Source organism: Acidithiobacillus sp. HP-11, from assembly GCF_015100075.1.
GTDB classification, from domain to species: Bacteria; Pseudomonadota; Gammaproteobacteria; order Acidithiobacillales; family Acidithiobacillaceae; genus Acidithiobacillus; species Acidithiobacillus thiooxidans.
On record NZ_JACKYY010000001.1, the window covers coordinates 1 to 24,861 of the forward strand.

At 50.5% G+C, this 24,861-nt stretch carries 23 protein-coding genes; 11 read left to right on the top strand and 12 right to left on the bottom strand.

The window, feature by feature from the left end; all coding sequences use genetic code 11:
• From H7F08_RS00005 to tilS, 3 genes are all read left to right on the top strand, one after another.
• Positions 1-1,234: OB-fold nucleic acid binding domain-containing protein (locus H7F08_RS00005; RefSeq protein WP_413541253.1), on the top strand; the 1,234-nt coding region annotated here is incomplete at its 5' end.
• Positions 1,235-1,264: 30 nt separating this feature from the next.
• On the top strand, positions 1,265-2,215 hold the full coding sequence (locus H7F08_RS00010) for an acetyl-CoA carboxylase carboxyltransferase subunit alpha (protein ID WP_193639609.1): 951 nt from the start codon (positions 1,265-1,267) through the stop codon (positions 2,213-2,215).
• Positions 2,193-3,536 (top strand): tRNA lysidine(34) synthetase TilS, encoded by a 1,344-nt coding sequence (gene tilS, locus H7F08_RS00015; protein ID WP_226831247.1) that lies wholly within the window; start codon positions 2,193-2,195, stop codon positions 3,534-3,536. The genes H7F08_RS00010 and tilS overlap by 23 nt, the downstream gene beginning before the upstream one ends.
• Positions 3,537-3,542: 6 nt before the next feature.
• On the opposite strand, the gene dksA is transcribed toward tilS, so the two are convergent.
• The gene (gene dksA / locus H7F08_RS00020; protein ID WP_024893481.1) at positions 3,543-4,007 is read right to left on the bottom strand and encodes an RNA polymerase-binding protein DksA; all 465 of its coding nucleotides are present in this window, start codon (positions 4,005-4,007) and stop codon (positions 3,543-3,545) included.
• Between the two features lie 120 nt (positions 4,008-4,127).
• On the opposite strand from dksA, the gene H7F08_RS00025 reads away from it, so the two are divergent.
• On the top strand, positions 4,128-4,892 hold the full coding sequence (locus H7F08_RS00025; RefSeq protein ID WP_193639610.1) for an HAD-IA family hydrolase: 765 nt from the start codon (positions 4,128-4,130) through the stop codon (positions 4,890-4,892).
• Between the two features lie 112 nt (positions 4,893-5,004).
• Here the strand turns inward: H7F08_RS00025 and H7F08_RS00030 are convergent, their stop codons facing one another.
• Positions 5,005-5,244, bottom strand: coding sequence for a YdcH family protein (locus H7F08_RS00030; protein WP_010638825.1), 240 nt, complete (start codon positions 5,242-5,244; stop codon positions 5,005-5,007).
• Between the two features lie 409 nt (positions 5,245-5,653).
• Between H7F08_RS00030 and galU the strand changes: the two genes are divergently transcribed.
• A complete protein-coding gene (gene galU / locus H7F08_RS00035) occupies positions 5,654-6,532 on the top strand; it encodes a UTP--glucose-1-phosphate uridylyltransferase GalU (RefSeq protein ID WP_193639611.1) in 879 nt (292 codons plus the stop codon).
• A gap of 5 nt (positions 6,533-6,537) precedes the next feature.
• Positions 6,538-7,287, top strand: coding sequence for a PilZ domain-containing protein (locus tag H7F08_RS00040; RefSeq protein WP_010638829.1), 750 nt, complete (start codon positions 6,538-6,540; stop codon positions 7,285-7,287).
• A gap of 32 nt (positions 7,288-7,319) precedes the next feature.
• Here the strand turns inward: H7F08_RS00040 and H7F08_RS00045 are convergent, their stop codons facing one another.
• Both H7F08_RS00045 and H7F08_RS00050 read right to left on the bottom strand, forming a co-directional pair.
• Positions 7,320-8,498, bottom strand: coding sequence for a glycosyltransferase (locus tag H7F08_RS00045; protein ID WP_193639612.1), 1,179 nt, complete (start codon positions 8,496-8,498; stop codon positions 7,320-7,322).
• Between the two features lie 15 nt (positions 8,499-8,513).
• On the bottom strand, positions 8,514-9,638 hold the full coding sequence (locus H7F08_RS00050) for a glycosyltransferase family 4 protein (protein ID WP_193639613.1): 1,125 nt from the start codon (positions 9,636-9,638) through the stop codon (positions 8,514-8,516).
• Positions 9,639-9,841: 203 nt separating this feature from the next.
• On the opposite strand from H7F08_RS00050, the gene H7F08_RS00055 reads away from it, so the two are divergent.
• The 3 genes from H7F08_RS00055 to H7F08_RS00065 all read left to right on the top strand — a co-directional run bounded on the left by H7F08_RS00055 (position 9,842) and on the right by H7F08_RS00065 (position 14,864).
• Positions 9,842-11,812 (top strand): DNA topoisomerase IV subunit B, encoded by a 1,971-nt coding sequence (locus tag H7F08_RS00055; protein WP_193639614.1) that lies wholly within the window; start codon positions 9,842-9,844, stop codon positions 11,810-11,812.
• A 38-nt stretch (positions 11,813-11,850) separates the two neighbouring features.
• Complete coding sequence (gene parC / locus H7F08_RS00060) at positions 11,851-14,172, top strand: DNA topoisomerase IV subunit A (protein WP_193639615.1); 2,322 nt, start codon at positions 11,851-11,853, stop codon at positions 14,170-14,172.
• Positions 14,173-14,339: 167 nt separating this feature from the next.
• Positions 14,340-14,864 carry a hypothetical protein gene (locus tag H7F08_RS00065; RefSeq protein WP_193639616.1) on the top strand — a complete coding sequence of 175 codons (525 nt, stop codon included), beginning with the start codon at positions 14,340-14,342 and terminating at the stop codon, positions 14,862-14,864.
• 8 nt (positions 14,865-14,872) lie between these two features.
• On the opposite strand, the gene H7F08_RS00070 is transcribed toward H7F08_RS00065, so the two are convergent.
• From H7F08_RS00070 to H7F08_RS00095, 6 genes are all read right to left on the bottom strand, one after another.
• Positions 14,873-15,151, bottom strand: coding sequence for a YrhK family protein (locus tag H7F08_RS00070; protein WP_010638837.1), 279 nt, complete (start codon positions 15,149-15,151; stop codon positions 14,873-14,875).
• Positions 15,152-15,216: 65 nt separating this feature from the next.
• Positions 15,217-15,798, bottom strand: a complete 582-nt coding sequence (locus H7F08_RS00075) for a lytic transglycosylase domain-containing protein (protein ID WP_010638838.1) — start codon at positions 15,796-15,798, stop codon at positions 15,217-15,219.
• 139 nt (positions 15,799-15,937) lie between these two features.
• The gene (locus H7F08_RS00080; RefSeq protein WP_226831249.1) at positions 15,938-17,233 is read right to left on the bottom strand and encodes a diguanylate cyclase; all 1,296 of its coding nucleotides are present in this window, start codon (positions 17,231-17,233) and stop codon (positions 15,938-15,940) included.
• A 135-nt stretch (positions 17,234-17,368) separates the two neighbouring features.
• Positions 17,369-17,575, bottom strand: a complete 207-nt coding sequence (locus H7F08_RS00085; protein ID WP_010638840.1) for a DUF1289 domain-containing protein — start codon at positions 17,573-17,575, stop codon at positions 17,369-17,371.
• Complete coding sequence (locus H7F08_RS00090; protein ID WP_142086340.1) at positions 17,565-19,379, bottom strand: cation:proton antiporter; 1,815 nt, start codon at positions 19,377-19,379, stop codon at positions 17,565-17,567. The genes H7F08_RS00085 and H7F08_RS00090 overlap by 11 nt, the downstream gene beginning before the upstream one ends.
• 13 nt (positions 19,380-19,392) lie before the next feature.
• On the bottom strand, positions 19,393-19,644 hold the full coding sequence (locus H7F08_RS00095; RefSeq protein WP_010638842.1) for a GlsB/YeaQ/YmgE family stress response membrane protein: 252 nt from the start codon (positions 19,642-19,644) through the stop codon (positions 19,393-19,395).
• Between the two features lie 299 nt (positions 19,645-19,943).
• Between H7F08_RS00095 and H7F08_RS00100 the strand changes: the two genes are divergently transcribed.
• Both H7F08_RS00100 and H7F08_RS00105 read left to right on the top strand, forming a co-directional pair.
• Positions 19,944-20,885, top strand: a complete 942-nt coding sequence (locus H7F08_RS00100) for a sulfotransferase family protein (protein WP_193639617.1) — start codon at positions 19,944-19,946, stop codon at positions 20,883-20,885.
• Between the two features lie 10 nt (positions 20,886-20,895).
• Entirely contained in the window at positions 20,896-21,720 is an 825-nt protein-coding gene (locus H7F08_RS00105) for a glycosyltransferase family 25 protein (protein WP_193639618.1), read from the top strand.
• Between the two features lie 50 nt (positions 21,721-21,770).
• Here H7F08_RS00105 and H7F08_RS00110 read toward each other — a convergent pair whose 3' ends face one another.
• Both H7F08_RS00110 and glgP read right to left on the bottom strand, forming a co-directional pair.
• A complete protein-coding gene (locus H7F08_RS00110; RefSeq protein ID WP_031570048.1) occupies positions 21,771-22,319 on the bottom strand; it encodes an HdeD family acid-resistance protein in 549 nt (182 codons plus the stop codon).
• Between the two features lie 12 nt (positions 22,320-22,331).
• On the bottom strand, positions 22,332-24,857 hold the full coding sequence (gene glgP / locus H7F08_RS00115) for an alpha-glucan family phosphorylase (RefSeq protein WP_193639619.1): 2,526 nt from the start codon (positions 24,855-24,857) through the stop codon (positions 22,332-22,334).
• Positions 24,858-24,861 lie beyond the last annotated feature (4 nt).

Below are 24,861 nucleotides of genomic sequence, written 5' to 3' on the forward strand. Positions count from 1 at the left end.
GTCTGTTTCCTATCAGACAGCTTATCTCAAGGCCCATTATCCCCAGTTTTTCATGGCGGCAGTACTGACTGCGGATATGGACCATACCGACAAGGTCGTGGCGATGATTACCGAATGTCAGCGCATGGGACTGCGCATTGCCCCGCCCAGCGTGCAATGCAGTGGTCTGGAGTTTAAACCCGAAGGCAGGCAGGATATCCGTTTTGGTCTGGGGGCGATCAAGGGCCTGGGACGAGCGGCGATTCAGAGTATTCTGGAAGCACGTAGGGAAGGTCCATTCCAGAGCCTCTTTGACCTGCTTTGTCGGGTAGATAGCCAGAAAATCAATCGCCGCGCGCTGGAGGCCTTGATTCGAGCCGGTGCCATGGATGACTGGCAGGTATCCAGAGCGGATCTGATGGCTTCTCTGGAAAACGCCATTGAAGCAGCCGCCCAATTTCAGCAAAGCCGGGCCAGTCTGCAGGAGTCCCTTTTTGACGGACTGGAAGCATTACCTGTCGCCCCCCCTATTAGTCATGCTGAGCTGTGGACATCCACAGAAATACTGCGTCAGGAACGGGAAACCCTGGGCTTTTATTTCAGTGGTCATCCCATGGATGATCTCCGTGTGGAACTCGCCGAGCTGGGTGTGCAGCCGTTGAGCAATATTGTGGTGGGAACCGTTATGTTGGTTGCCGGATTGGTGGTGGCGCGGCGCAGCACCCGTACCAAAAGGGGCGATCGTATTTATTTTCTGACCCTGGATGATGGTGTAGGGCGTCTGGAGGTCGTGGTATTTGCCGAAGTCTGGGCCCAGGCGGGAAAAATCGGAGAAGGGGAAGAACCCGTGCTGGTCCTGGGTGAGGTCGGCGAAGACAGCTATTCCGGTGGTCTGCGACTCAGCGCCCTGCGGGTGCTGGATCGCCAGCGGGCTCGTGATGAGTTGGCAACACAATTGACCGTGGAAATTCCTCAGGGTGAGTCGCTGGCTCCCGAGCTTTTGCGTGACTGGCTTCAGCAATATCCGGGCTCTGTGCGTCTGCTCCTGCGTTTACCGGTGGACAATGACCTGCAGGTGCTGTTAAAAGTTCCGGAAAGCTTAAGTTTTGTGGCGAGTGAAGAAGCCCTGGCGGCACTGCAGGCGCATATGCCCGAGGGATATCAATGGCAGTGGACGTACCGTGCTGCCACTTCGCTGGTAAATAATGTGATTCCTCTGGAACGTGGACAGCGCAAGACCCGGCGTCCCGCCTGAGGCAAGTTTTCAGATTGTTCAGGAGTACCTATGAAAATCAGTTATCTGGATTTTGAACAGGGTGTAGCAGAGCTGGAAGCCAAGGTAGAAGAGTTGCATGCTCTGAATCAGCCCGGTATCGCCGATGAAATCAAGCGCCTTGAAGTGAAGGCCCGCAAAGAGCTGCAGCGCATATACAGTAAGCTGGGTGCCTGGCAGACCGTGCAGGTGGCGCGCCATCCCCAGCGCCCCTATACCCTCGATTATGTGCAGGCTCTGTTCAGTGAAGTGCAAATTCTGGCCGGAGACCGCGCTTTTGCAGATGATCAGGCCATCATCGGCGGTTTGGCCCGCTTCAATGATCAGCCGATTGTCTGGATGGGACATCAAAAAGGGCGTGACACTAGGGAAAAAATCCAGCGTAATTTTGGTATGCCGCGCCCTGAGGGGTATCGCAAGGCGCTGCGCCTCTTACGTTTGGCCGAACGCTTTCAATTACCGGTATTCACTTTTATTGATACGCCCGGTGCCTATCCTGGAATCGGTGCGGAGGAACGCGGCCAAAGTGAAGCCATTGCCCGGAATCTGGCGGTTATGTCCGATCTCGCCGTTCCCATCATCTGTACCGTCATTGGCGAAGGCGGGTCTGGCGGCGCACTCGCCATTGGCGTGGGTGATCGGATGCTGATGCTGGAATACAGTGTTTATTCCGTTATTTCACCGGAAGGCTGTGCGTCCATTCTCTGGAAAGATGCAGGAATGGCTGCGGAAGCGGCAGAAACCCTTGGCATTACGGCTCGCCGTTTACAGTCTCTCGGACTGGTAGACGAAGTCCTGGTTGAACCTCTGGGCGGTGCTCATCGTGATCCGGAAGCCGTTTTCACTTTGGTCCGGGAACGTTTTACCCAGCATCTGGATGAACTGAAAGCGATGGATACCAGTAAATTACTGACCACCCGTTATGAACGCCTGATGCATTATGGAGTGGTCGGCGCGGCCTGATCTGGAGCTAAGGCTCCAGAACATTCTCCAGAAGTGGGAGCTCCTGCCTCGGGAGCGCCCGTTTTTTGTGGCCTATAGTGGCGGATCAGATTCAACCGCTTTGCTGGTCGCCCTAGTGGCATTGGGTTGTCCTGTGCGGGCCTTGCATGTAGATCATGGCTGGCACGCCGAGAGCCCGGACTGGGCGCGTTTCTGCGTCGCGCAGGCCAGCGCCCTGGGTGTCTCCTGTACGGTGCTGCATTTACCTCCAGAAACTTCAGGAGAAGGCCCGGAAGATCGAGCGCGTCGCGGTCGCTATGCGTTGCTGGCGGCGCAGCTTCAGGCCGGGGACTATCTGCTGACCGCTCAACATCAGCAAGATCAGGCCGAGACTTTTTTCCTGCAGTTATTGCGGGGTACGGGTATTGCCGGACTGTCTGCCATGCCCCGGCAGAAACCCCTGGGGGCAGGGGTGTTGCTTCGTCCTTTTTTGCAGTTTCCCAAACAGGCACTGCTGGATTACCTCCAGGAAAAGAAAATCCCCTATATTTCCGATCCTGCAAATCAGGATCCCCGTTATGACCGGACCCGTGTCCGTGAGCAGCTGTTACCTCTGCTCGAAAACCTCGGCTGGCCGCACGCTGTGGCCACTGTGGCCAGAACGGCAGAAAATCTGGGCGATGTTCACGAACTCGTCGATGACTGGTTTACCTTGTATTGGGATCGGCACCAGTCAGACCATCCTGGCTTGCAGGAAGACGCTTTGTCTCTGGGCTTTTTGCAGCGCCTGTCTCCAACCCGGCAAAGGATGTTTTTGCGGGGCTGGCTGCAACGTCTTCAATGTCCATTACCCTCCCGGGCGCGTCTGGAAGTCCTTCAGGACGCACTGATGACCGCTACAGCTAAAAGCATTCAATGGGAGGGGGGTGCCTGCAGGATTCAGGGGAAAACCCTCTATTTAAGTCGTGCCCCGGAGTTTGATGATAATTGGCAAGAGGGTAGCTGGGATATTTCCCGGCCCCTTCCTTTTCGCGGCTGGGAATGCCGGTTACTGGCGCAAGGGTCTGGGGAAGGAGTCAGTCATGCTTTGCTCGCGGAGTGTGCCGAGGCTAATTTATATTGGCGGCGCCGTCAAAACGGTGAGCGGTCACGGATGGCTAACGGACAGCATCGAACGGTAAAAAACATCATGCTGGAGGCTGGCATACCACCCGAATGGCGAGCAAATATTCCCCTGCTGTGGGATGAAGCCGGGCACTTGTTGTGCATTCCCGGTTATTATCTGGCCCCGTGGGTTTGCGCCCCGATGGGGGGCGCTGCGCTCTGCTTACTCCGAAAATAAAACTTTTCAGTCCTGCGCCATTTGTTTTTCGCGTTTTTCTTCAAGCGTCTTGCAATCAATGCAAAGCGTGGCCGTTGGTCTGGCTTCAAGACGCCGCAGACCAATTTCCACACCACAGGATTCGCAATAGCCGTATTCATTTTCCTTGATGCGACCCAGAGCCTGGGTAATTTTGCGAATCAGTTTGCGTTCGCGGTCCCTTGCCCGTAATTCCAGACCCATGTCGGTTTCAAGACTGGCGCGATCATTGGGATCCGAGTAGTTGACGTTTTCCATTTGCATGTGTTGCACAGTACGATCGACCTCAGCCATGAGTTCGCCGCGCCAGTCTTCCAGAATTTTCTGGAAGTGAGCGATTTGCGCGTCGTTCATGTATTCTTCGTCAGGCTTCGGTTCGTATGGAACAAATGCGGTATATTGCTGAACATTTTTGGGGCTGATGCCAGCATTTTGAGAGGCTTGGTCTGCCATGTGATCTTCCTGTCCTTGTAATAAATCCGCATACGTTTAACAGAGATCAGCCATTTTGGCAATCTTGCAGCTTGCGTTTACAATGCCGGCTCCTTCAACTCTGTACCAGGAATAAAGCTTATGCCCTTGCGCGCCCTGATTTTTGATGTGGACGGAACTCTTGCTGATACCGAGCGGGATGCTCACCGTGTGGCTTTCAACCAGGCATTTGCTGCTGCAGATCTTCCCTTTGACTGGGATGTCCCTACCTACGGATATTATTTGAAGGTGACCGGTGGCAAGGAGCGCTTGCGCAGCTTTTTGAATGATCACCCTGAATATCCGCAGCTTAGTGATGCGGATATTGCCCGAATCCACAAGCAGAAAACTGGTTTTTATGTGGAGATGATGGAAGCCGGTCTTTTACCCTTGCGCCCCGGCGTGGAACGCCTGCTGAATGTTGCCAGAGAGGTCGGGCTACCCATAGCCATAGCGACCACGACTACCCCGGCCAATGTGGATTCCTTGCTGAAAAGCACCCTGGGTAAAGATGGACCGGGCCGATTCCAGACCATTGGCGCCGGCGATATTGTGCCGCACAAAAAGCCGGCTCCGGATATCTATTTGTATGTACTGCGGCAATTGGGTTTTCCGGCTGCGGACTGCCTGGCTTTGGAGGACTCGGAAAATGGCTTGCGTTCTGCCGTCTCTGCCGGATTGGATACGGTGATTACGCAAACGGAATATACTCAAAACCAGGATTTTTCAGCGGCTCTGCGGGTGCTTGATCAACTCGGCGAGCCCCAGGCTCCCGCACAGATTCTGCAGGGACGCGAAGCGGGTGCACGCGTTGTGGTGGATGTGGATCTGCTGACCCAATGGTGGAAAGAAAAAACGCAGTATTAACCTAGAAACGGCCGTTGGCCGTTAAGCTTTTTGCGCCAACGGCTGCTTCCAGGATTTATCAACTAAAATCATGTGTAGATGGCGGGTATTATTTCTTCGGGTATGTGTAAGCTTAATCCGAAGTAAGCATACGATATATTTCATCTTTCAGGAGCAGGCGTTTTTTCTTCATTTCTTCCAGACTTTGTGAACCGCTAGCCGCATCATTGCGCTCAATGTGCTCAATTTGCGCGGTCAGTTCATTGAACTCTTCGTAACGCCGGGCAAAATGGCCTTCCTCGGCCAGAAGCTGATCCATCCGTTCAGACAGTTCAGGAAACTCTGCTTTCAAGTCTTGGTGTTCAGTATTCATATATTCTCCGGTAGTGATTGGATCCACTGGCTGTCTGCGGGGCCAGCACAAGCCCCCCGCACTCAGTATAGCCTGCTGTTTTACGCACGAAAAGCAGACAAAACCTGTTTCACAGGGATAGCGTGTTCCAATTTTGTTAAAGTTTTGGGTTTATTTACTGTTTTGGTTTTAATCAAAAATATTTTTCTGAGAATAAATATGTATCACATGTTTTACGTCTGGCATCTGTCTATGGAGGATTTTTTAGAAGGAGGGACGGTGAAGTACACCATTTGCTTTGCATGGTATAAGAATTGCTAATGCTTGGTAACTAAAATTTTGACCATGCAAAAATGAGGTGTGTCATGCAGAAACATGCTCCGGATGTGGAAAAAAATCTGTTCGGACCGCAGTCTTTCCTGTCGCAGGCATGGGTACCCGTTTTCTTCCTGCTACAAAAGCAACTCCTAAGGAAATGATGCCCGTGGTGGACAAACCGCTGATTCAATATGCCGTAGAAGAGGCTTTGGCAGCAGGTTGTGATCGTCTGGTATTCATAACGGGGCGGGGCAAACGTGCTATTGCCGACCATTTTGATGTCGCCTATGAGCTGGAAACAGAACTTGAAAAGCGCGGTAAAACAGCTCTACTGAAGGAAATTCAGAATATTGTACCGCGTGGTGTGACCACGACATTTTTTCGCCAGCCTCGGGCTCTAGGCCTTGGTCATGCGGTGCTCATGGCTCGTGATGTGGTTGGCGATAATCCCTTTGCGGTGCTCTTGGCGGATGATCTGATTCTTTCAGAAAAGCCGGTGCTTTTACAGATGAAAGAACAATATAGCCGTTATCAGACGGCTATATTAGCAATTCAACAGGTTCTGAGGGAAGAATGCAGTCGTTATGGAATAATCGCATCATTGGGTCAGGAAGAACAAATTGTGCGTATCGGCGGAATCGTCGAAAAACCAGCGCCTGAGTCAGCTCCTTCCAATTTAGGGGTGGTGGGCCGCTATGTGCTTCCTGCAAGAATTTTTGACCTTCTGGAAGAATTGCCTTCGGGCGCTGGAGGTGAAATTCAATTGACGGATGCCATTGCCCGTTTGGCTCTTGAGCGTCAGGTGCTTGGTTATGAATTTGAAGGACAGCGCTTTGATTGTGGCGATAAGTTTGGTTACCTCCAGGCCATTGTCGAGTTTGCACTCATGCATCCTGAATTTGGTAAAGAGTTCAAAGCTTATCTCGATAAAAGAATGGTTCAGGCAGGGAAAAAGAGTAGGTCAGTTGCCAAAGTCACTTGTGCTGGATGAAGCATATGGCTAGCTCTGAGAGCGCTACAAATGATCTGAGTCTCATTTTACCTCCCCGTGCCGGACAAACATTTAGAGAGTATCTGCAAGTAATTGAGAAAATTTTTCAGGAAATAGTACAAGAAGATCCAGTTACTCTTCTCAGTGCCATGCAGACGGGTGAAGTAATCGTATTTTCATCCGCCGAAGCGGATTCCGGCCAGCTGTGTAGTCTTTATAGCGTGAGTTCAAGTACTATTTCTCTAAAATTTAGTGTTTCCCAGAGGCTAAATCATGTTAATGATAATGAGAGAATTATGGTAATTATTGGATCTGGTAACAATATTTATGCTTTTTTCGCGAAATTTTTATACAATTCTGATAACCTCGCGATAGTTGCCGCGCCATTAGCTGTTTATAAGCGATCAGTGCGAAAATATTCGCGAATTAATATAATAGAGCCGCTTAAAATATCTTGTAAAGATGGTCTGCAGCTTGAGGGGGAAATCGCAGATTTTAGCCCTACCGGGATACGTTTTATTATGCCAACTATCAAAGTTATGAAGCGAGATACCATGTTAGTCGAATTTGCATCGGGCGATTGTGGGGCTTGTGAGACGCTTGTTCAGGTGACTCGCAGTCAAAGGCTTTCTTCCGGTGTGCGCAGTCAGGTGGCTGTGCGTATGTTATTGACTGGGTTGATGAAGAATAAAATGGAGTATATGTATTGGTGTTGCCGCAAGGTGCAATCAGGTAGCGCTCAATTGAAATACTGAGGCAATGTATGTGCATGTTGAATGTGCAGATATCATAATTTTTGCTTAGTTCTGTTTTCGTTAATGGTCTCTCGGTAAAATTCTGCCAGTTTTGCCACCATGGCGCTTTCTGCCCAATCCTGGGCGAGCTTTCGGGCCTCATCGGATAATTGCTGACGTAAATTTTCATCGGCGAGAAGTTCCGCGCAAGTTCGTGCGAACGTATTGGCTTCGGCAGGCGCTGATCGGGTGCCTAAACTGCTGCGGAGAACATCTGCCGCACCCATGGCTGGAACGGCAACAATGGGCAGTCCTGCGGCGAGGGCTTCCAGTAATACCATACCCTGTGTTTCCGTTTCCGATGCGAAAACCAGCAGGTCTGCAGCCGCATACGCCTGAGGTAATTCAGCAACATGATCAAGGTAACCCAAAAAGCGGACGTTTTGCGCCAATTGGCTTGATTGCACCTCGTTTTCCAGGTTTGATCTGGCTGGCCCATCACCAACAAGTAGCAGCAGAATATCGGGAAATTGTTGTCTGAGCTGCTTTAACATGGACAGAAGCAGTCCGATATTTTTTTCGGGAGCCATGCGTCCTGCGTACAGCAGGACAGGACAATTTTGGTCCAGATTATAGCGCGTTCTAAAATCCTGGCGATGACTTGTATTATGGGTCTGATGATTGATGCGAATGCCGGTGGGAATCACTCTTGTCGGTGTACGGATACCATAATCCCAGAGAACTTCAGCCATGGCTTGGGACGGAACAATTAATCCGTTTATAGCTGCACATTGCTGGCGCGATGGAATGCGCACCATAGCTTTACGCAGCGGACCGGGGATTTTTCCGTAGTAGTGGCCGAGATACGCTTCAAAATAGGTATGGTAGGAACTGATGACTGGCAATTTCAAACTCCGCGCCAGATGATTCCCCAGATAGTGGGCAACGAAGGGTGTCTGGATATGCAGGATATCGTAGTGGCGAGCTTTGAGACCGGTTTTTATTTTCAATAATGCGCGCGGTTGCATCAGTCGTTCTTCGGGGAAAAAAGGAATATTTCGTGCCGGAATACGGTAAATTCCGCATTCCTCAGATGTGCAGGAGCCATAATCCGGAATCAGTAAATCGACCTCGTGTCCCAGCAACTCCAATCCTTGGCGAAAGCTGCGAATGGAAGTGGCCACACCGCTGATGCGTGGAAAATAAGTATCAGAAATCATGAGAATGCGCATGGAATATCCAAAAATTCAGCGGGCTGAAAGTTGTTGTTGATAGGTGGCTTCGAGAATATCAAAGCTGCGTGTCCAGCTTTGTGACTCCGCACGCAGGCGTCCGGCCTTGCCCAAGCGCTGGCGTTCAGCGGGATTGCTATAGAGTGTTTGCATAGCTGTTTCCAGATCGCTATCACGCGGAAGCAGCAGACCATGTTCGCCATGAATGACTTGTTCGCAGACGCCCGGACAGTCATAGGCAATGATGGGCAAGGCGCTGGCCTGTGCTTCAAGTACCACATTACCGAAGGTTTCACTACAGGATGGAAAGCAGAACAAATCGGCACTGGCGTACCAGCGAGCGAGATTCATGCCGTTTTGCATGCCCGCACAATAAATCCGTTTGTTGGCGTAATGGTCGATTTCACTGCGTAGCGGGCCATCACCGACCAGAACGAGGATAGCCCGGGGGTGGTTCCTGCTCAGTTTGCGAAAGGCTGCGAGCAGGGGCGGCAGGTTTTTTTCCCGCGCCAGACGCCCAACATACAGCAGTAATAAATCTTCATCGCCCAGTTCCAAATCCTTACGAATATTTTCATCACGCCATTGCGGATTGAAGCGCTGCGTATCTACCCCGCGCCCCCATTGCTGCAAATGCAGAAATCCCTGGTGATGGAGTCGCTGCAGAGTACCCTGACTGGGTACCAGCGTTTGCGGGGTCGCATTATGAAAATGACGTAAATAGAGACGCGCTATGTGGCGTAGGGCAGGAATCCCATAAAACGAAAAGTATTGGTCGAAATTGGTGTGGAAGCTGGTCACAACGGGCAAACCCAGTTTGCGCGCAGCGATGAGTGCCGAATAACCCAAAGGTCCTTCAGTGGCAATGTGTACCACCTCACTGCGCCAGGTCTGGAAGCAGTCAGTCAGATAGCCTGGATGGGTCCAACCTAATTTGACCTGAGGATAAAAAAATAGAGGGAATGCTTTCACCAGTCCTTCCTGAGCAGCCTCGTCAGATTGGCGGGGTCGAATGACCTGAATTTCGTGACCGCGTGCCCGGAGTTCTTCAACAACCTTCCCTAAGGTAAGAGCTACTCCATTGATTTCTGGAGGGTAAGTCTCGGTGATCAGTGCGATTCTGAGTTTGCCTGTTGTCATGCCTTAACCGTTTGCTGAATGACTTGCAGGGCGAAGATGCTCTGCAGTTTATCCCCTCGACCTCGACATGATGATAACGGAGAAATATGACAATTTGATGAATCCTGCTGACATGCTGCTCAAAGTCATTAATCCGTTTATGATGGGCCCGGTAGTCAGTCCGAACTGAATTTGGGACACGATGATTAAGGAGCCCTACTGTTTTGAACTATAGTGCTGAACAATTCACTGTCCTTAAGGGACTGGAGCCCGTGCGTTTGCGCCCGGGTATGTACACGCGTACCACCTGTCCGACACATATGGTTCAGGAGCTCATTGATAACTCTGCGGATGAAGCGCTGGCCGGACATGCGACCCGTATTGAAGTCACCGTACTCAGTGATGGGTCGGTCGTCGTCGAGGACAATGGTCGGGGGATTCCGGTAGGAATTCCTCCAGGAGAGACGCGTCCTGCAGCAGAATTGGCCTTTACTACCCTGCACGCAGGGGGGAAATTCGACAAGACTGACAAGTCTTCGGCTTACCGCTTTTCGGGCGGTTTGCATGGGGTGGGTGTGGCAGTTACCAATGCACTGTCCAGCCGTTTGTTGGTGGAAATTCATACCCGGGATCCGCAAGGGGGTGGGTATGGTCATTATCGTTTGAGCTTTGTGGACAGTAAGCTTCAGGAAGCCCTGACCCGCGTGGAAAACAGTCAGGCCCGCCGTCATGGGACTCGGGTTCAGGTTTGGCCGGATCCCCGCTATTTCGATTCTGCTCGAGTCAACATCCGGGAGTTAACGCACTTACTGCGTGCCAAGGCTATTTTGCTGCCCGGTTTGCAGGTGATTCTGAATTTACCGGAGCAGGAGGCGCTGGTCTGGCAGTATGATTCCGGCCTGGCGGAGTATCTGGGAGAAATGCTTGCGGAAGCAGAGCCTATTACCCCGGTTTTTGCAGGTGAAATGTATCAACATGATGATAGTAATGGTTTCGCTCAGGGAGAGGGGGCGAGTTGGGCGTTGTGTTGGAGTGCCCAGGGTAATCCACGTCCGGAAACCTACGTCAATCTGATTCCCACGCTCGATGGTGGAACCCATGAATCGGGTTTCCGCGCCGGTGTTTTTGAAGCAGTGCGCAGCTTTATGGAGCACCACAGTCTGGTGCCGGCCAAGCTGAAGCTGGTGCAGGATGATGTCACCGGTAAAATGGCTTTGGTGCTTTCCGGGCGGATTCTTGATCCCCAGTTTCAGGGTCAGACCAAAGATAAACTCACCAGTCGCGAAGCCTATAAGCTTATGGTGCAGACCATTCGCGATCCTCTGGATTTGTGGCTGAACAGCCATCCCGAGGCGGGCAGGGCCATTGTCGAGCAGGCTATTCAGAGCGCACAACTGCGTAGTCGCGCGGCGCAAAAAATAGAACGCAAGAAAGGCTCGGGCTTAGCGACTTTGCCGGGCAAGCTGACCGATTGCGAAAGTGAGGATATTCAACGCAATGAACTGTTTCTGGTAGAAGGTGATTCGGCGGGAGGCTCAGCCAAGGCTGCGCGTGATAAAGAATATCAGGCGCTATTACCGCTCCGGGGCAAGGTGCTGAATACCTGGGAGGTGGATGCGGACCTGATTTTCAAAAATCAGGAAGTACACAATATGGCCGTGGCACTGGGTATTGAGCCGCATGGTGTCGCGGCGGATCCTGAGCAGGTGCTGGCGGGGTTGCGCTATGGCAAAATCATGATTCTCTCTGATGCTGATGTGGATGGGAGTCATATTCAGGTGCTGATTTTAACGCTGTTTCTGCGCCATTTTCCGGCATTGCTCAGACGTGATCATGTATTTGTGGTGAAGCCACCCTTGTATCGGGTAGATGCTACCTGGCGCGGCAAGGCCCGCAAAATCTATTGTGAAGCCGAAGCCGATCGGGATGTAGCCATTGATCGTCTTTGCGCTGAAGGCGTCAAGGAATCGGCTATTTCGGTTCAGCGTTTCAAGGGCCTGGGAGAGATGAATCCAGATCAACTCTGGGAAACGGCCATGTGTCCAGACACCCGCTCCCTGGTGCCCTTGACCATGTCGCTATCTGATCAGGCTGCTCTCCATGAACGCTTCAGTCTACTCATGAGCAAACAGTCGGCGGGCGGGCGTCGGGAATGGATGGAAAGAGATGGCTGGACGGCCGATCTGGATATTTGAGGAGATAGCTGTGGTAGATGTTCAGGAAGGAATCCCGCATGAGTAATACACTGGATTTGTTTGATGGCTTGAATCCTGAGCCGGCATCCAGCCCGCCAAACGAGCCCCCGCTGCCGACTGCAGAGGGGGGGAACCCCGAGGACCCTTCGCCACCTCTTGCGGAATATGCCGCCAAAGCCTATCTGGCATACGCCATGAGCGTCGTGACCGGGCGCGCCATTCCGGCACTTGCCGACGGACAAAAGCCGGTGCAAAGACGCATTTTATATGCCATGCGCGATATGGGCCTGCAGCGTTCTCCCAAACACGTCAAATCTGCCCGGGTGGTGGGTGAGGTGATCGGCAAGTGGCATCCCCATGGGGACAGTTCTGTATATGATGCCATGGTGCGTATGGCGCAGCATTTTACCTTGCGTTATCCCGTGGTGGATGGACAGGGTAATTTTGGTTCTCTGGATGGTGATTCTGCTGCAGCCATGCGCTACACCGAAGCCAATCTCACCCCCATCTCCGAGTTGTTGCTGGGTGAAATTGATGAGGGCACCGTCGATTTCCGCAGTAATTATGATGGTACCCTGGAAGAACCGGTGACTCTCCCTGCACGCCTGCCATTTTTGTTGATGAATGGTGCCTCCGGCATTGCTGTCGGCATGGCTACAGAAATTCCGCCCCATAATCTGCGCGAGCTGGCGGCCGTTTGCGCGCAGTTGGCAGCAAATCCGGAGACGTCGAATGACGCTATTCTTGCGCAGATACCCGGCCCGGATTTTCCCGGGGGAGGGCAGATTATTTCGCCACCCGAACAAATTCGTGAAGCTTATCTGTCGGGGCGGGGCAGTATTCGGGTGCGGGCCCGCTGGGAAGTGGAAAAGCTGGCGCGGGGTGAGTGGCGCATCAGTATTCATGAACTGCCTCCAGGCGTTTCCACGGCACAGGTGCTCTCGGAAATAGAAAATCTCTCCAATCCTCAGCCGAGGGGTGAGGGCAAGAAAAAAGCCCTGACGCCTGAGCAGCAGTCCACCAAAACGGCCATGCTTTCCCAGATAGATACGGTGCGCGATGAGTCCGGCAAGGATCACGCAGTGCGTATTGTGGTGGAACCCCGTTCCCGGAATCAGGACCCCCAGCAACTGATGACCTATTTATTGGCGCGCACTTCGCTTGAATCCAATCAGTCTGTCAATTTGACGGTGCTGGACCTGGAAGGCCGCGCACCCTGTCTGCCGCTAACGGCCATTTTGCGGCAGTGGGTAACTTATCGTCTGCGCACCGTTCGCCGCCGTAGCCAGTTTCGTCTGGACAAGACTTTGGCGCGTATCCATATTCTCGAAGGACGACTCCGGGTTCTTCTGGATATTGATGCCGTTATCCGGGTTATTCGGGAGTCCGATGATCCCAAAATCGACCTCATCCAGCACTTTGCTCTGACAGAAATTCAGGCCGAAGACATTCTTGAAATCCGTTTGCGGCAATTGGCCAGACTGGCTGGCATCGAACTGGAAAAAGAACTCAAGGACAAGCGGGATGTGGCCGATTATCTGGCTGGCCTGCTGGCGCACGAAGATCGCCTGAGAGCCTTGCTGGTTGAGGAAATCAACGCCGATGCCCAGAAGTTTGGTGATGACCGGCGCACTTTGCTGGAAGCCGATGTCGCCATAACCAGTAAATCTGCTCAGACTATTGTGGCCGCTGTGACCGATGAGCCAGTGACGGTCATCGTGTCTCGCAAAGGCTGGTTACGCAGTCGGGCCGGACATGGTATTGCCACGGAGAGTCTGAACTTCAAGGAAGGCGACCAGCTCCTGCAGGTTTTTGAAGTACGCTCTGTAGACCATCTGGTATTGCTGGATCAAACCGGTCGCGCTTATTCTGTTCCAGTCAGTCAGATTCCCGGTGGCCGTGGGGACGGGGTCCCCGCCTCCAGTCAGGTAGATTTTCAGCCCGGAGCTTCCCTTCAGTCGGCGGCTTGTGGTCCGGCCGACAGTTTGTGGCTGGTAGCGAGCAGTGGTGCATATGGCTTTGTCACTGCACTGGAAAACATGGCCGGGCGCAATCGTGCCGGGAAAGCTTTCCTGTCTCTGGATAAAGATGAGTATCCTTTGCCGCTGCTTCCTGTTTCTGATCTGTCTGCAGAAATATTGTGCGTTTCTTCAGATTATGCGGGATTGATATTTCCGCTGGCAGAAATCAAAAGCCTGCCGAAAGGGAAGGGGGTCAAATTGATGACACTGGCCCCCCAAGCCCATTTGCAAAGCCTTTATACTCATCCCGAGGGACAGACTTTGCCGCGCCCTATTCGTAAAAATCGCCTGGAGATTTGTCGCGGTAAGCGGGCTGGCAAGGGGCGTTCATTGCGCTAATGGAGAGCAGTCGTGCGCACCAATATAGTGCATTTGCATTATGGTGGTGCAACTTAATAGAAAGCGATGTCGGAAATGCACTCGGTCCCGTCTGGAATGTTTCTTGCTGATGTATCAGCATGCCGACGATAAACGGCAGGTTTTTTTTGCTGAATCAGGAGTCGATAATGTCTCTAAAGGATTTGCTGCGCCGTGATCCCCGGTTGTCCGTCTTGCGTGATAGTTTGGGGGGCGAGCATACCCCGGTTTTTTACAGCTCGCTGGCGGATAATGTGAGTGCTGTGCACGACCCCATTACCGGAGCGGTATTTTTATCCCCGGCGCTGGTTCAACAGCCCCAGGAATGGAGGCAAGCGCTCCTGGCCAGAGAACTGGGGCGTGCTACAGCTCCCAAGCGCAGCAGAAGATGGCGTCTGGGAGTTACGGCTTTTCTTCTCTGTGTGATTCTGGATGTTGTGCTCATGCAGGTTCCTCTGGCAATGATGCCCAGGCTGCTTGACGCAGGAGTTGCCACCTTATGTTTCTGGTTGGCTATCTGGCAGTTTAGAGGCTTATACGCGCGAAACACTATTCAACAAACGGAGCAGCATGCCAGCGCATGGGCTCGTGATCGGGTTGAGAATTATGACGAACTGATCGCGCAAGCCACTGCGCGGCAAAGTATTGCGCGATATTTGCGGCCCGCTCGCTGAACGGGCAGCTACATATCCCAACTACCACTGGGTAGTTTCTGTAGGTGAATATGGCGGGCGAGCCGGATCACTGGTCTTATTAACAGTTCGGCGCTGCCAATCACAAAAAGCCAGACGCCAGCCGTTTCCATGGAAGGATAGAAGAAAAAGAAACTGCCTATCAGAAATAATATGCCGATCATGAAATCATTGGCGATGCTGATGGTTTCGTAGCGGTTACGAATCAATAATTCATCGTGACCCATGCAGATAGTGAAATTGCTGTTTGACTGACTGTTTTCTGGCAAGGTCCTCTCCTGATCAAGTTAACAATAAATATTAATGTTAACATAGGCTGGCGTACAGACCGATCTCAAGCCGCCAGTGCCATCACCTGACGCGCATAAACTTTTGCCGGTATTGGAATATTCCCCTGGGCCACTGTGGTGGGTCCGGCATTATAGGCTTCCAGTGCCAGGCGAAGGTGTCCATGGAAAATCGCGAGCAGACGGCGCAAATAGCGGGCCCCCCCCACAATATTCTGGCGAGGCTTCCACGGATTGACATGGAGAATGCGCCAGGCAGTGCCGGGCATGAGCTGCATAGGACCAACAGCCCCAGCATAGCTGACGACGTTACTTGCACGACTTTCGACATGAATCACGGCGGCCAACAATTTGCGGGAAACTCCGGTTTGATTGGAAGCATACAGTACATCTTTACTGTAGACGCCAGCGAGCTTCTGCCATGCACGTCCCGTCAGGGGGTTGGCAAGAGCAGCAGAAGATTGTGGTTGGGAACTGTGTGAGCTTCGAGAACTGCTTAAAGTTATTCTTGGTTTCATTAGAGCTATATTTGCAGGGAGTCCGGAGATACTGCGCTGCAAAGGCTGCGGGGCAATAATAAACAAGAAGCTTAATCCGGCCGTCACTGCGACCACAAAAAGTTTTTTCAAATCAAAATAACCACATAGCTGCAAGGGCCATAGGTTATACAGGTTTTTTTTGGCGGACGCAAGTTTTAGCTGATGCTAATATGCTTGGGCAGATCCGATTGTCAGACCCGGCCAGTCCGTTGTGTTTTCATTATCCTGATCATGATAAAAGCATTGCGACATGGGCGCCGCCATTCTGTTTGGCCTGATAAAGAGCCCGATCTGCTCGGGCCAGTGCCAGAGAAAATGGCAGGTCTTCTTCATGCAACTCGGTCAAGCCGATGCTGGCTGAGATGGAAACTTCATTATCGGAGAGTCTAATGCTGATTTTCTGCATTTTTTCCTGGATTCGTTCCAGGATTTCCAAGCCTTCTGTCATCGTACACTTTCTGAAAATGATCGCGAATTCATCTCCACCCAGGCGACCAAAAACGTCTGTTTCCCGAAGGGTCTCCTTAAAGAGTGATACAAAGACTTTCAGAACACGATCTCCGCTCAAGTGTCCATAGCGGTCATTGATGGGTTTGAATTTATCCAGATCAATCACGGCGAGCAGGCTATATTCTGGCTGTCTACGCAAATGCTTGATCAGGTGATTGGCTTTTTCCAGAAAGGCCCTACGGTTCAATATGCCGGTCAATTCATCAATGGTGGCGAGTCGATGTAGCTTTTCCTTAATAACGACCTGTTCGCTCACATCTCTGAACAGGCCTTCCATACCCAGAAACTGCTTATCCTCACTATAAATTGCGCTGCTGGTAATTTCGACATCCACAATATGCCCATCTTTATGTTTCAGGCGTGCCGGGAAGTTTTGAACTTTCCCATGTTTCTTAACGGCGGTGACAATATTTGCCCGTGCTTGTGGATCAAAATAGAAGCTGGAAGCAGGGAGGCCAATAACTTCTTCAGGTAAATAACCTAAAACACCTAAGGCTGCGGGACCCACCAAGGTCAGGTTTTGCTCACTGTCCGTTCGATAGAAAACGTCGAGCATATTTTCAAAAAGACGCTGAAAATTCTGCTCAGATTGGCTGATTTCATGTCCCATTTCTTCACTGAGCTCGGTAGCGGCCGCCAGAACCAGAGTATGCCCGGCAATTTCTATTAATGAACTGACAGATATGATGTGTTTGATTTTGCCATTGAGCGTGTAAACACGTGCTTCTGTAGGGTTGTTTTTAGTTTTTTCATCGTTGAGTATCTCAAGACGGTTAAGTATGCGTCCATGATCTAGAGGATGAATAAAAGAAGTGATATCCTTGCCCAAAAAATGATCTGAATTATCTCCATCAAAAAGTTTAACAGCGGATTTATTGACAAATAGTAACTTTCTGTTGTGTGTTAGTGCATGGGGTATCGGATGTTGCTGTAATAACTCCAATGCGGGGAAACTGTTTAAAATTTCCTGTATAGTCTGGGCGTCCAATTCATCTCGCTTCTCTGGGTATTTCAATGGACTTTCGACTCCGCTTGGATAGGAAGCTTTTGTCAATACACGGTCTATCAGTAAAGACTATCATGAGAAATGCGGAATGTCACTATAAGCAAATGATAATAATGTATTATATTAATGCAACCAGCACTCTGATTATAGACCCTTGGCTTTTCTCTGCTGATCCCACCAGCCATTGTTGCGAATGCGGTTCCAGGTAGCCGCTTTCTGTTCAGGTGTCATAGTTATCCACTGGCAAACCTCTTCAAAAGTTCGACCGCAGGATTTACACACGTCATCGCCCAGAGCGGTAGTGCAAAATCCCAGGCATGGAGAATCAGGTAGTGAGGAGTTAGTGGGCATCTTCAGTGGGAGCTACGTCAGGTGCAACCAGAGCCAGAATCTGATCGCCAGCACGCGGTTCAGGCTGGCTTTGGTCACTGTTTATAACTTGCAGTTTTCCATTTTTATGCAGTACAAATAATGCCAGAAAGCCTGCAGCAAATTGTTGCTGGTATTGTGCCCATTCAAACTGCTCAGTCAGGCCAGTTGCTTTCAGGGTCCAGCCCTTTTCCATTTTATCCAGCAAAGAACCAGCGGTAGCGTCTTCACTGAAAAGATGAAGACGTCTATGTTGTTTTGCCGTGCGGTTACGGGCACTGGTTTTGCGACTGCTGCCATCGGCCAGGGTAAACACAGAACGATGACCGAATTCGGGATCATAACGCAGTGAGGCGATCAGATTACGGGCGGCATCGGTGGATAGAGCCAGCAGATAACCAAATCCAATCAGGTTGAGTTGACGATCAGCGGCTTCTGAAACCGGGCTACCCAAAAAAGTATCCAGTCCTGCCATGCGTGCCGCCTGGATTTGCCGATATTCATCATCCACCAAAAGTGGCCGGAACCCCCATTCCTTGAGTTTTCCAGCAACGGCGATGGCAAATGCGTTGGCCCCCACAATAAGAATGCCACGAGGGTCTTTTTCAGAGACACCCAGAAGCCTTGCCATGGGACGTGCCGTAAAACTGGCCAGGAGTACGGTGACAATGATCAATGCGAAAGTCAGAGGCACAAACAAGTGGGCCTTGGGATAATTCAGTGCTTCCAATTGCCCGGCATATACGGGGGCGCCTGCTGCTGCGACAATTCCGCGCGGGGCGATCCATCCGGTCATGAATCTTTCTTTCCAGTTCAGTTCCTTGCCATCGTAAGCCAGTAACACTTTGACAGGCTGGGCGATCAGTTGAATAACCAGCGTGAGCAGTACGCCGGAGATGATGACTTCTTTCAAGGCCAGCAGATTCAGGCGCGCAGCGAGGAGAATGAAAAGAATGGAGATTAATAAAATAGAGAGACTTTCTTTGAAATTAAGAATATTTTCCAAGGGGATATCGCGCATATTAGCAAGCCATACACCCATCAGGGTGACAGCAAGTAGTCCGGATTCGTGGGCGATTTGGTTGGCTGCAGCAAAAATAATAAAAACACTACCCAAGGCCACTACGCCATGCAGATAATCGGGGATAGCTCTTTTTTTGAGTAACCATCCCAGGCTTTGACCAGCTAAAATTCCTAAAACAACACCTGCACCAAGCATTTTTAGAAAAACTTCAACGGCAGAATTGAGTCCAGTGGAGCCGTGATGGGCAATAATAGCTTCGAAAACCAGAACGGCCAGCAAGGCCCCAATGGGATCAATGAGTATGCTCTCCCACATTAATACATTACTGATACGCGCATTGGGTCTGGCTGCCCTTAACACCGGGCCGATGACGGTGGGTCCGGAAACCACCACAACTGCACCAAAGAGGATTGCCATGGTCCAGTTAAAGCCCGCAATCCAGTGAGTAGCTACCGCCAGTATCAGCCAACTGCTGATGGCCCCCAGGCTGACCATTCTGCGAATGACCGAGGCGAGACCGCCCAGTTCTCGCAGGCGTAAATTCAGCGCGCCCTCAAACAGTATTACGGCTACTGCTAAAGAAATACCGGGAAACAGGAGAGGGCCAAATAGCTGGTCCGGTTGAATCCAGCCGGTGACCGGGCCGGCAATAATGCCAATACCCAGAAGAAATATAATGGCGGGTAGTTTGACCCGCCATGCCAGCCACTGGCTGGCCGCGCCCAAAATAACCAGCCCAGCCAGAATCAGCATGATGTTCATAACGTTTTATTTTTTAGAGTTTTTTGATGAGCTTAACGATAAACAAAAGAATAATGGCACCAATAAAGGCAACAATAATGGCACCGATAATGCCCGCCCCAAAAAGACCAATCAAGCCAATCGTCGTCAGGACGAATCCACCGATGAAAGCACCGATGATGCCGACAATGATGTCTCCGATAATGCCAAACCCCCGGCCTTTGATGAGCAATCCGGCCAGCCAGCCAGCGATTCCACCGACGATGAGAAAAACAATAATGTTCATTAACATGTTTCAATCCTCTCTATTTGTAATATGGTCTTGTTAAACTAACACATAACACGTTTCCAGGTCATTATAAGCATATACGAATTCTTTTATATTTTATAAACCAAACTTCGTTTGTTCTATAAAAATGGATTTTCATATTTCTTAACAATTTTTATTACGGCCATGTCTTATCTGGAGAGGCCTTGAGACCTTACAATGAGCGCTGAAAACTGGGACTTTATCCTGTTTTCAGGTGGACCATATGTTTGTTGAGCTTTTTGTATAAAACGTTACAGCATGTAAGAGGTTATATAGTGATTGATGAGTTTTTGGAGCATGCTCCCAGCGGCCAACCAATTCAGAGAAGTATCGTAACGGTCATCGGCATGCATAGAAGTGGTACAAGTGCTATTGCCAAAGGTCTGGAGTGTTTGGGGCTCAACATGGGGGATGCTTTGATTGCGCCCGGTGAAGATAATCCGAGGGGCTACTGGGAAGATGCCGAGGTTTTGCGCATCAACAAGGAAGTTCTTGAACGTTTAAATATTGCCTGGAATGACACCCGGATTGTCCCGGAAGCTCTTTTTTTAGGTGCGGCGCTGAAAGATCTCCATGATCAGGCGGAGAAGTTATTGATCAATCGCGCGGATCAATACACCATGTGGGGATTCAAAGATCCGAGAACTTTAAGAGTTTTGCCTTTCTGGCTGCATGCTGCAGAACAGTCAGGGGTTAATCTTCAGTTTGTCGTCGCCCTACGACACCCTTATGCGGTGGCGCTATCGCTGCAAAAGCGCAATGGTATCTCCCTTACGAGAGGCCAGTTGATGTGGGCGGCATATACCTTACCATTTTTACCGCATATTAAAAATTATCCTCACGTTTTTATTTCATATGATGATTTGTTGGAACAGCCAGCACTTGTTCTGGAAAAAATCTCTTTACATCTGGCACTTTCCATAGACGATAATAAACTCAAAATTTATGTTGAACAGTTTTTAAGTCAATCCCTAAGACATCATTCCGTTGCGCTTAATGATGAAGAATATGCCAAAAATATGCTACCATTACTCGATAAAATATATCATATTCTAACTGCCATAAAACAAAATGAAAGTGTCGCCCAGTGGGTACTATGGGCGGCATGTTATGAAGAATACCAACGTTACCAAAGTATTCTTGAAGAGCTCGATGCAGAAAGCGATTATCACTGGAAACGGCGAGGAAGCTTCCTGAAGAGGTTGATTTATGGTTAGGAATAACAGTATGAACATCAAAACGGGGGGAATGATCGTTTCTTTGAAGAAATGTATGCCTCCCATTCATGTGATTTCCATGGCGAGTCACCCTGAACGCCGTCATCATATTTCAGCAGAAGCCAGGCGTTTGCAGGTACATTTAAATTTGTTTGAAGCTTGTGCGCCTAGACACATTGCTGATTACCCCAATTCTTATGATCAAACGTACCGAAAAAAATATTTCGGATATGAAATGACCCCGGGCGAAGTTGGGTGTTTTATGAGTCACCGTTCATTGTGGCAACAATGCGCACAATCAGATGATGTGGCTTGGTGTATTCTTGAGGATGATGTAGTGCTAGGGCCCAACTTTGTTGGAAAAATTGCGCTCGCCATGGATACTGCTGGGGAGTGGGATATTTTGCGTCTGATGAGTGAACGTTGGGATCGACAAGGTAAGCTATATCTTCGCGTGAATAATGAATTTCGACTGATGCGTTATGTTCGACAGCCACAGGGAACCGCTGCCTATCTGATACGACCAGACGCCGCCAAGGTACTACTTAAACATACTGAAAAAATGCGTGACGCAGTAGATAAGGTGATGGATCAATACTGGTTGCATGGATTGCGCATGTTGGTTCTTGAACCTGCTCTGGTTTCTATTGATGTGAAGCTGCCATCCATTATTCAAGAGCGCGGTTGGTCTGCGGAGCACCGATCATCGCGGCCATTCTGGCGACGTCTACAAAGAGAGGTCAGGAATGGCTGGGAAAGTCTCTGCGCACGGAGTTATCTGTGGGCACAAACTTTCCGTAATCCAGTCCACGGATATTGGACGTTCCGCAAATGAATAAAATAAAAAAAGATTACTGATTGCCTAAAATTTGTGCAATATACTGTTTATCCAGGTTTTACATTGCGCAACATCAGCAGAATGATCCCATCAAATATCAAGTTGACGCCGACAAATATGCCGACCAGGATCAATGAACCCCGAGGCCAGGTGACCACGAAGAGAAGGGCAATGAAAATGTCGATAATACCACTAAAAATGGACCAGCCCCGACCATGTCCCGGATAGATTTTCATTTGCGTGAAATTTCGGTAGGCATCAATGATGAAATACAGAACGAACATCAAACCAATTGCCGCAATTCCTGCTTTCGGTAAGGCAATCATGATGCCCCCAGTGATAAAAAGCAGTAAGGGTTTCAGCCAGTCAGCCATTTGATGCTGGTGCATCTGGATGCTGTGCGCAATCCAGGTGAATCCGGCAATAATCAGCATGGCTGCAATAATGCCATCGGTGACTGCAGAAAGAATAATTGGGCTTAAAATTCCAAATATCCCGATAATGATTAATAAGATAGCTACAGGAACCAAATATTTACCGAACATTTTCTTTTCGGTTTCCATAATATTTTGTAGATCAGGAATGTTGGGATTCAATTTTTGTTCCTTTTAACGGTACCAGAGTATTTCCGCACTCTCCATGGGCACCAGGCAATTTTGATGGCAAGGAATGATGCGCGGAGTGTAGTCTGCCAAGTCACGATCAGCAGGGATGTCCAACGTGTAATTGTAACTGTTGACTGCTCCACTCAGTGCTTCACCACGCTGCATGGGAACCACTTCTAAAGGATATTGGTCACTTCGGTTGGCAAATAGTTCCACGCTGATAGATTCAGCATCCAGATCGTCCAGATAAACATGCAGTTCAAAATAATGGCGATTATTTTCGGTACGTACATGCAGATCGCCAAAATGCAGAAGGGGCCAGTGGTGGCGAATATTTTTTTGCCAGTTACAGATTTCCTCAATTCGACTTTTTTCGCTACGATCGGCGAGGAGGCGTCCAGCGGGTTCGTATAGGGTCGAGACATAATCGCGGAGCATTCGATTGCTGCTGTATAAGGGCGTAAGCCGACTCATGCTTTCGCGAATTTTCTGAATCCAGGCCTGCGGACAGCCGCTGGCATCGCGATCCTGATAAAAAAGAGGCACAATTTCGTTTTCCAATAAATGATAGAGAGTTTCTGCTTCCTGAATATCCCATTGTGGATCATCATCATGTTCGGCGCGATCACCGATAGCCCAGCCCGTTTCCGGACAATAGGCTTCAGCCCACCAGCCATCCAGTTCGGATAAATTAAGTCCGCCATTAACCAACACTTTCATGCCACTGGTCCCGCTGGCTTCCCAGGGGCGACGCGGCGTATTAATCCATAAGTCGACGCCTTGAACCAGATGCTCGGCCACCAGCATGTCGTAATCGGCAATAAAGACAATATGATTGGCCAGCTCGGGATGTTGATGAATAAACAAGGTCCACTGCTGAATCATTTTTTTGCCCGCTTCGTCCCGAGGATGAGCTTTTCCGGCAATGAGTAGTTGTACCGGGCGATGTGGATTGGTCAGTAATTGCCTCAGTCTGTCGGGATTACTCAAGAGCAGATTGGGACGTTTATAGGCCGTAAAGCGACGTGCAAAACCGATCGTGAGGGCATTAGGGTCCAAAGCCAACGCAGCACGCTCTTGCTCCTCCAGCGGCGCGTGCGCCTGCGCCAGTTGTTGCTGAAGCCGTTGTCGCGCGAAATGAATGACCTGCTGACGGCCTTTGCTGCGTAATTCCCAGATCAAACTATCGGGTGTTTTACGGAATTCTGCTGCGAGGTTTTGCAAGTCACCCAGCCAGCGCTGTTTACCGCAGCAGGAAGTCCACAAGGCATCTGCTTCAGCAGAGTCCCAGGAGGGCATGTGCACACCATTGGTGACATGGGTTACCGGAACTTCGTCCGCAGGCCAGCGTGGAAAAAGTGGTTGAAACAGGCGTCTGCTGACTTCTCCATGCAGGCGGCTGACGGCGTTGACCATAATGCTGCCACGAATCGCCAGCCAGGCCATATTAAATGGTTCTTGCGGATCATCGGGATTTTCCCGTCCCAGCGCCAGGATGGTTTCTACATCGACACCAAAAGCTTCTGGCGCTCCCGCAATGTAACGCGTCATTAATTCTGCCGGGAAACGGTCAAAACCAGCAGATACGGGGGTATGGGTTGTGAAAATATTACCGGCCCGAGTGGCATTGAGGGCACATTCAAACTGGGTGCCATGATCCTGCATATGGCTGTATGCGCGGGCCAGAATGGCAAATGCGGCATGCCCTTCATTGAGATGGCATATTTCGGGTTGAATCCCCAGACGGCGCAATAACAACCAGCCACCGATGCCCAGACAGATTTCCTGCTGCAAGCGGGTTTCCGGGCCTCCTCCATATAACTCAGCGGTTATCCCTCGATCTGCCGGAGTATTCAGGGGATCGTTACTATCCAGCAAATACAGGGTTACCCGGCCTACCTGGGCTTGCCATGCGCGTAATATGACTTTTCGGCCAGGGAAGGGGAGTTGCAGGCGCAACCATTCTCCTTCGTTGTCCCGCACCGGGGTAACCGGCATCTGGGTGGGATCGTTATAGGGATAAAATTCCTGTTGCCGACTGTTTTCATCCAGCGTTTGGCGAAAATAGCCCTGTTGCCAGAGCAGACCGATACCCAGCAACGGGATACCCAGATCACTGGCAGTTTTCAGGCAATCGCCGGCCAGGATTCCCAGCCCTCCAGAATATATGGGGAGGGCCTCGGAGAGGCCGAATTCCATGCTGAAATAAGCAACCTGCCGGAAGGAAGTCTGGGCGTAATTCTGTTCAAACCAGCTGCTTTGGGTTAATTGCTCCTGATGCTGCGCACTAAAAGCCTTGAGCTTTTCAATGAATGCTGGATTTTGCGCCAATTCTTGCAAGGTTTGACTACTGATATTTTGTAAAATTAACCAGGGATTGCGCGTTTGCTCCCAAAGTTCTGGCGCTATTTCGGCCCAGAGGGAGTCGGCGGCATGACTCCACGCCCAGCGCAGATCCAGCGCCAGCTCCGTCAGACCACTGAGCGATTCGGGCATTTGCGGAAGCAGATAACAGGGGGCAATAGTCACTCAC

Excerpts from the sequence above, each read along its gene's own strand:
- H7F08_RS00065 (WP_193639616.1), top strand. The coding sequence starts at position 14,340 with ATGTCTCTAAAGGATTTGCTGCGCCGTGATCCCCGGTTGTCCGTCTTG.
- H7F08_RS00010 (WP_193639609.1), top strand. The coding sequence starts at position 1,265 with ATGAAAATCAGTTATCTGGATTTTGAACAGGGTGTAGCAGAGCTGGAA.
- galU (WP_193639611.1), top strand. The coding sequence starts at position 5,654 with ATGGGTACCCGTTTTCTTCCTGCTACAAAAGCAACTCCTAAGGAAATG.
- H7F08_RS00025 (WP_193639610.1), top strand. The coding sequence starts at position 4,128 with ATGCCCTTGCGCGCCCTGATTTTTGATGTGGACGGAACTCTTGCTGAT.
- H7F08_RS00030 (WP_010638825.1), bottom strand. The coding sequence starts at position 5,244 with ATGAATACTGAACACCAAGACTTGAAAGCAGAGTTTCCTGAACTGTCT.
- H7F08_RS00105 (WP_193639618.1), top strand. The coding sequence starts at position 20,896 with ATGAACATCAAAACGGGGGGAATGATCGTTTCTTTGAAGAAATGTATG.
- H7F08_RS00090 (WP_142086340.1), bottom strand. The coding sequence starts at position 19,379 with ATGAACATCATGCTGATTCTGGCTGGGCTGGTTATTTTGGGCGCGGCC.
- H7F08_RS00050 (WP_193639613.1), bottom strand. The coding sequence starts at position 9,638 with ATGACAACAGGCAAACTCAGAATCGCACTGATCACCGAGACTTACCCT.
- dksA (WP_024893481.1), bottom strand. The coding sequence starts at position 4,007 with ATGGCAGACCAAGCCTCTCAAAATGCTGGCATCAGCCCCAAAAATGTT.
- H7F08_RS00040 (WP_010638829.1), top strand. The coding sequence starts at position 6,538 with ATGGCTAGCTCTGAGAGCGCTACAAATGATCTGAGTCTCATTTTACCT.
- H7F08_RS00045 (WP_193639612.1), bottom strand. The coding sequence starts at position 8,498 with ATGCGCATTCTCATGATTTCTGATACTTATTTTCCACGCATCAGCGGT.
- H7F08_RS00085 (WP_010638840.1), bottom strand. The coding sequence starts at position 17,575 with ATGCCCACTAACTCCTCACTACCTGATTCTCCATGCCTGGGATTTTGC.
- H7F08_RS00095 (WP_010638842.1), bottom strand. The coding sequence starts at position 19,644 with ATGAACATTATTGTTTTTCTCATCGTCGGTGGAATCGCTGGCTGGCTG.
- tilS (WP_226831247.1), top strand. The coding sequence starts at position 2,193 with ATGGAGTGGTCGGCGCGGCCTGATCTGGAGCTAAGGCTCCAGAACATT.
- parC (WP_193639615.1), top strand. The coding sequence starts at position 11,851 with ATGAGTAATACACTGGATTTGTTTGATGGCTTGAATCCTGAGCCGGCA.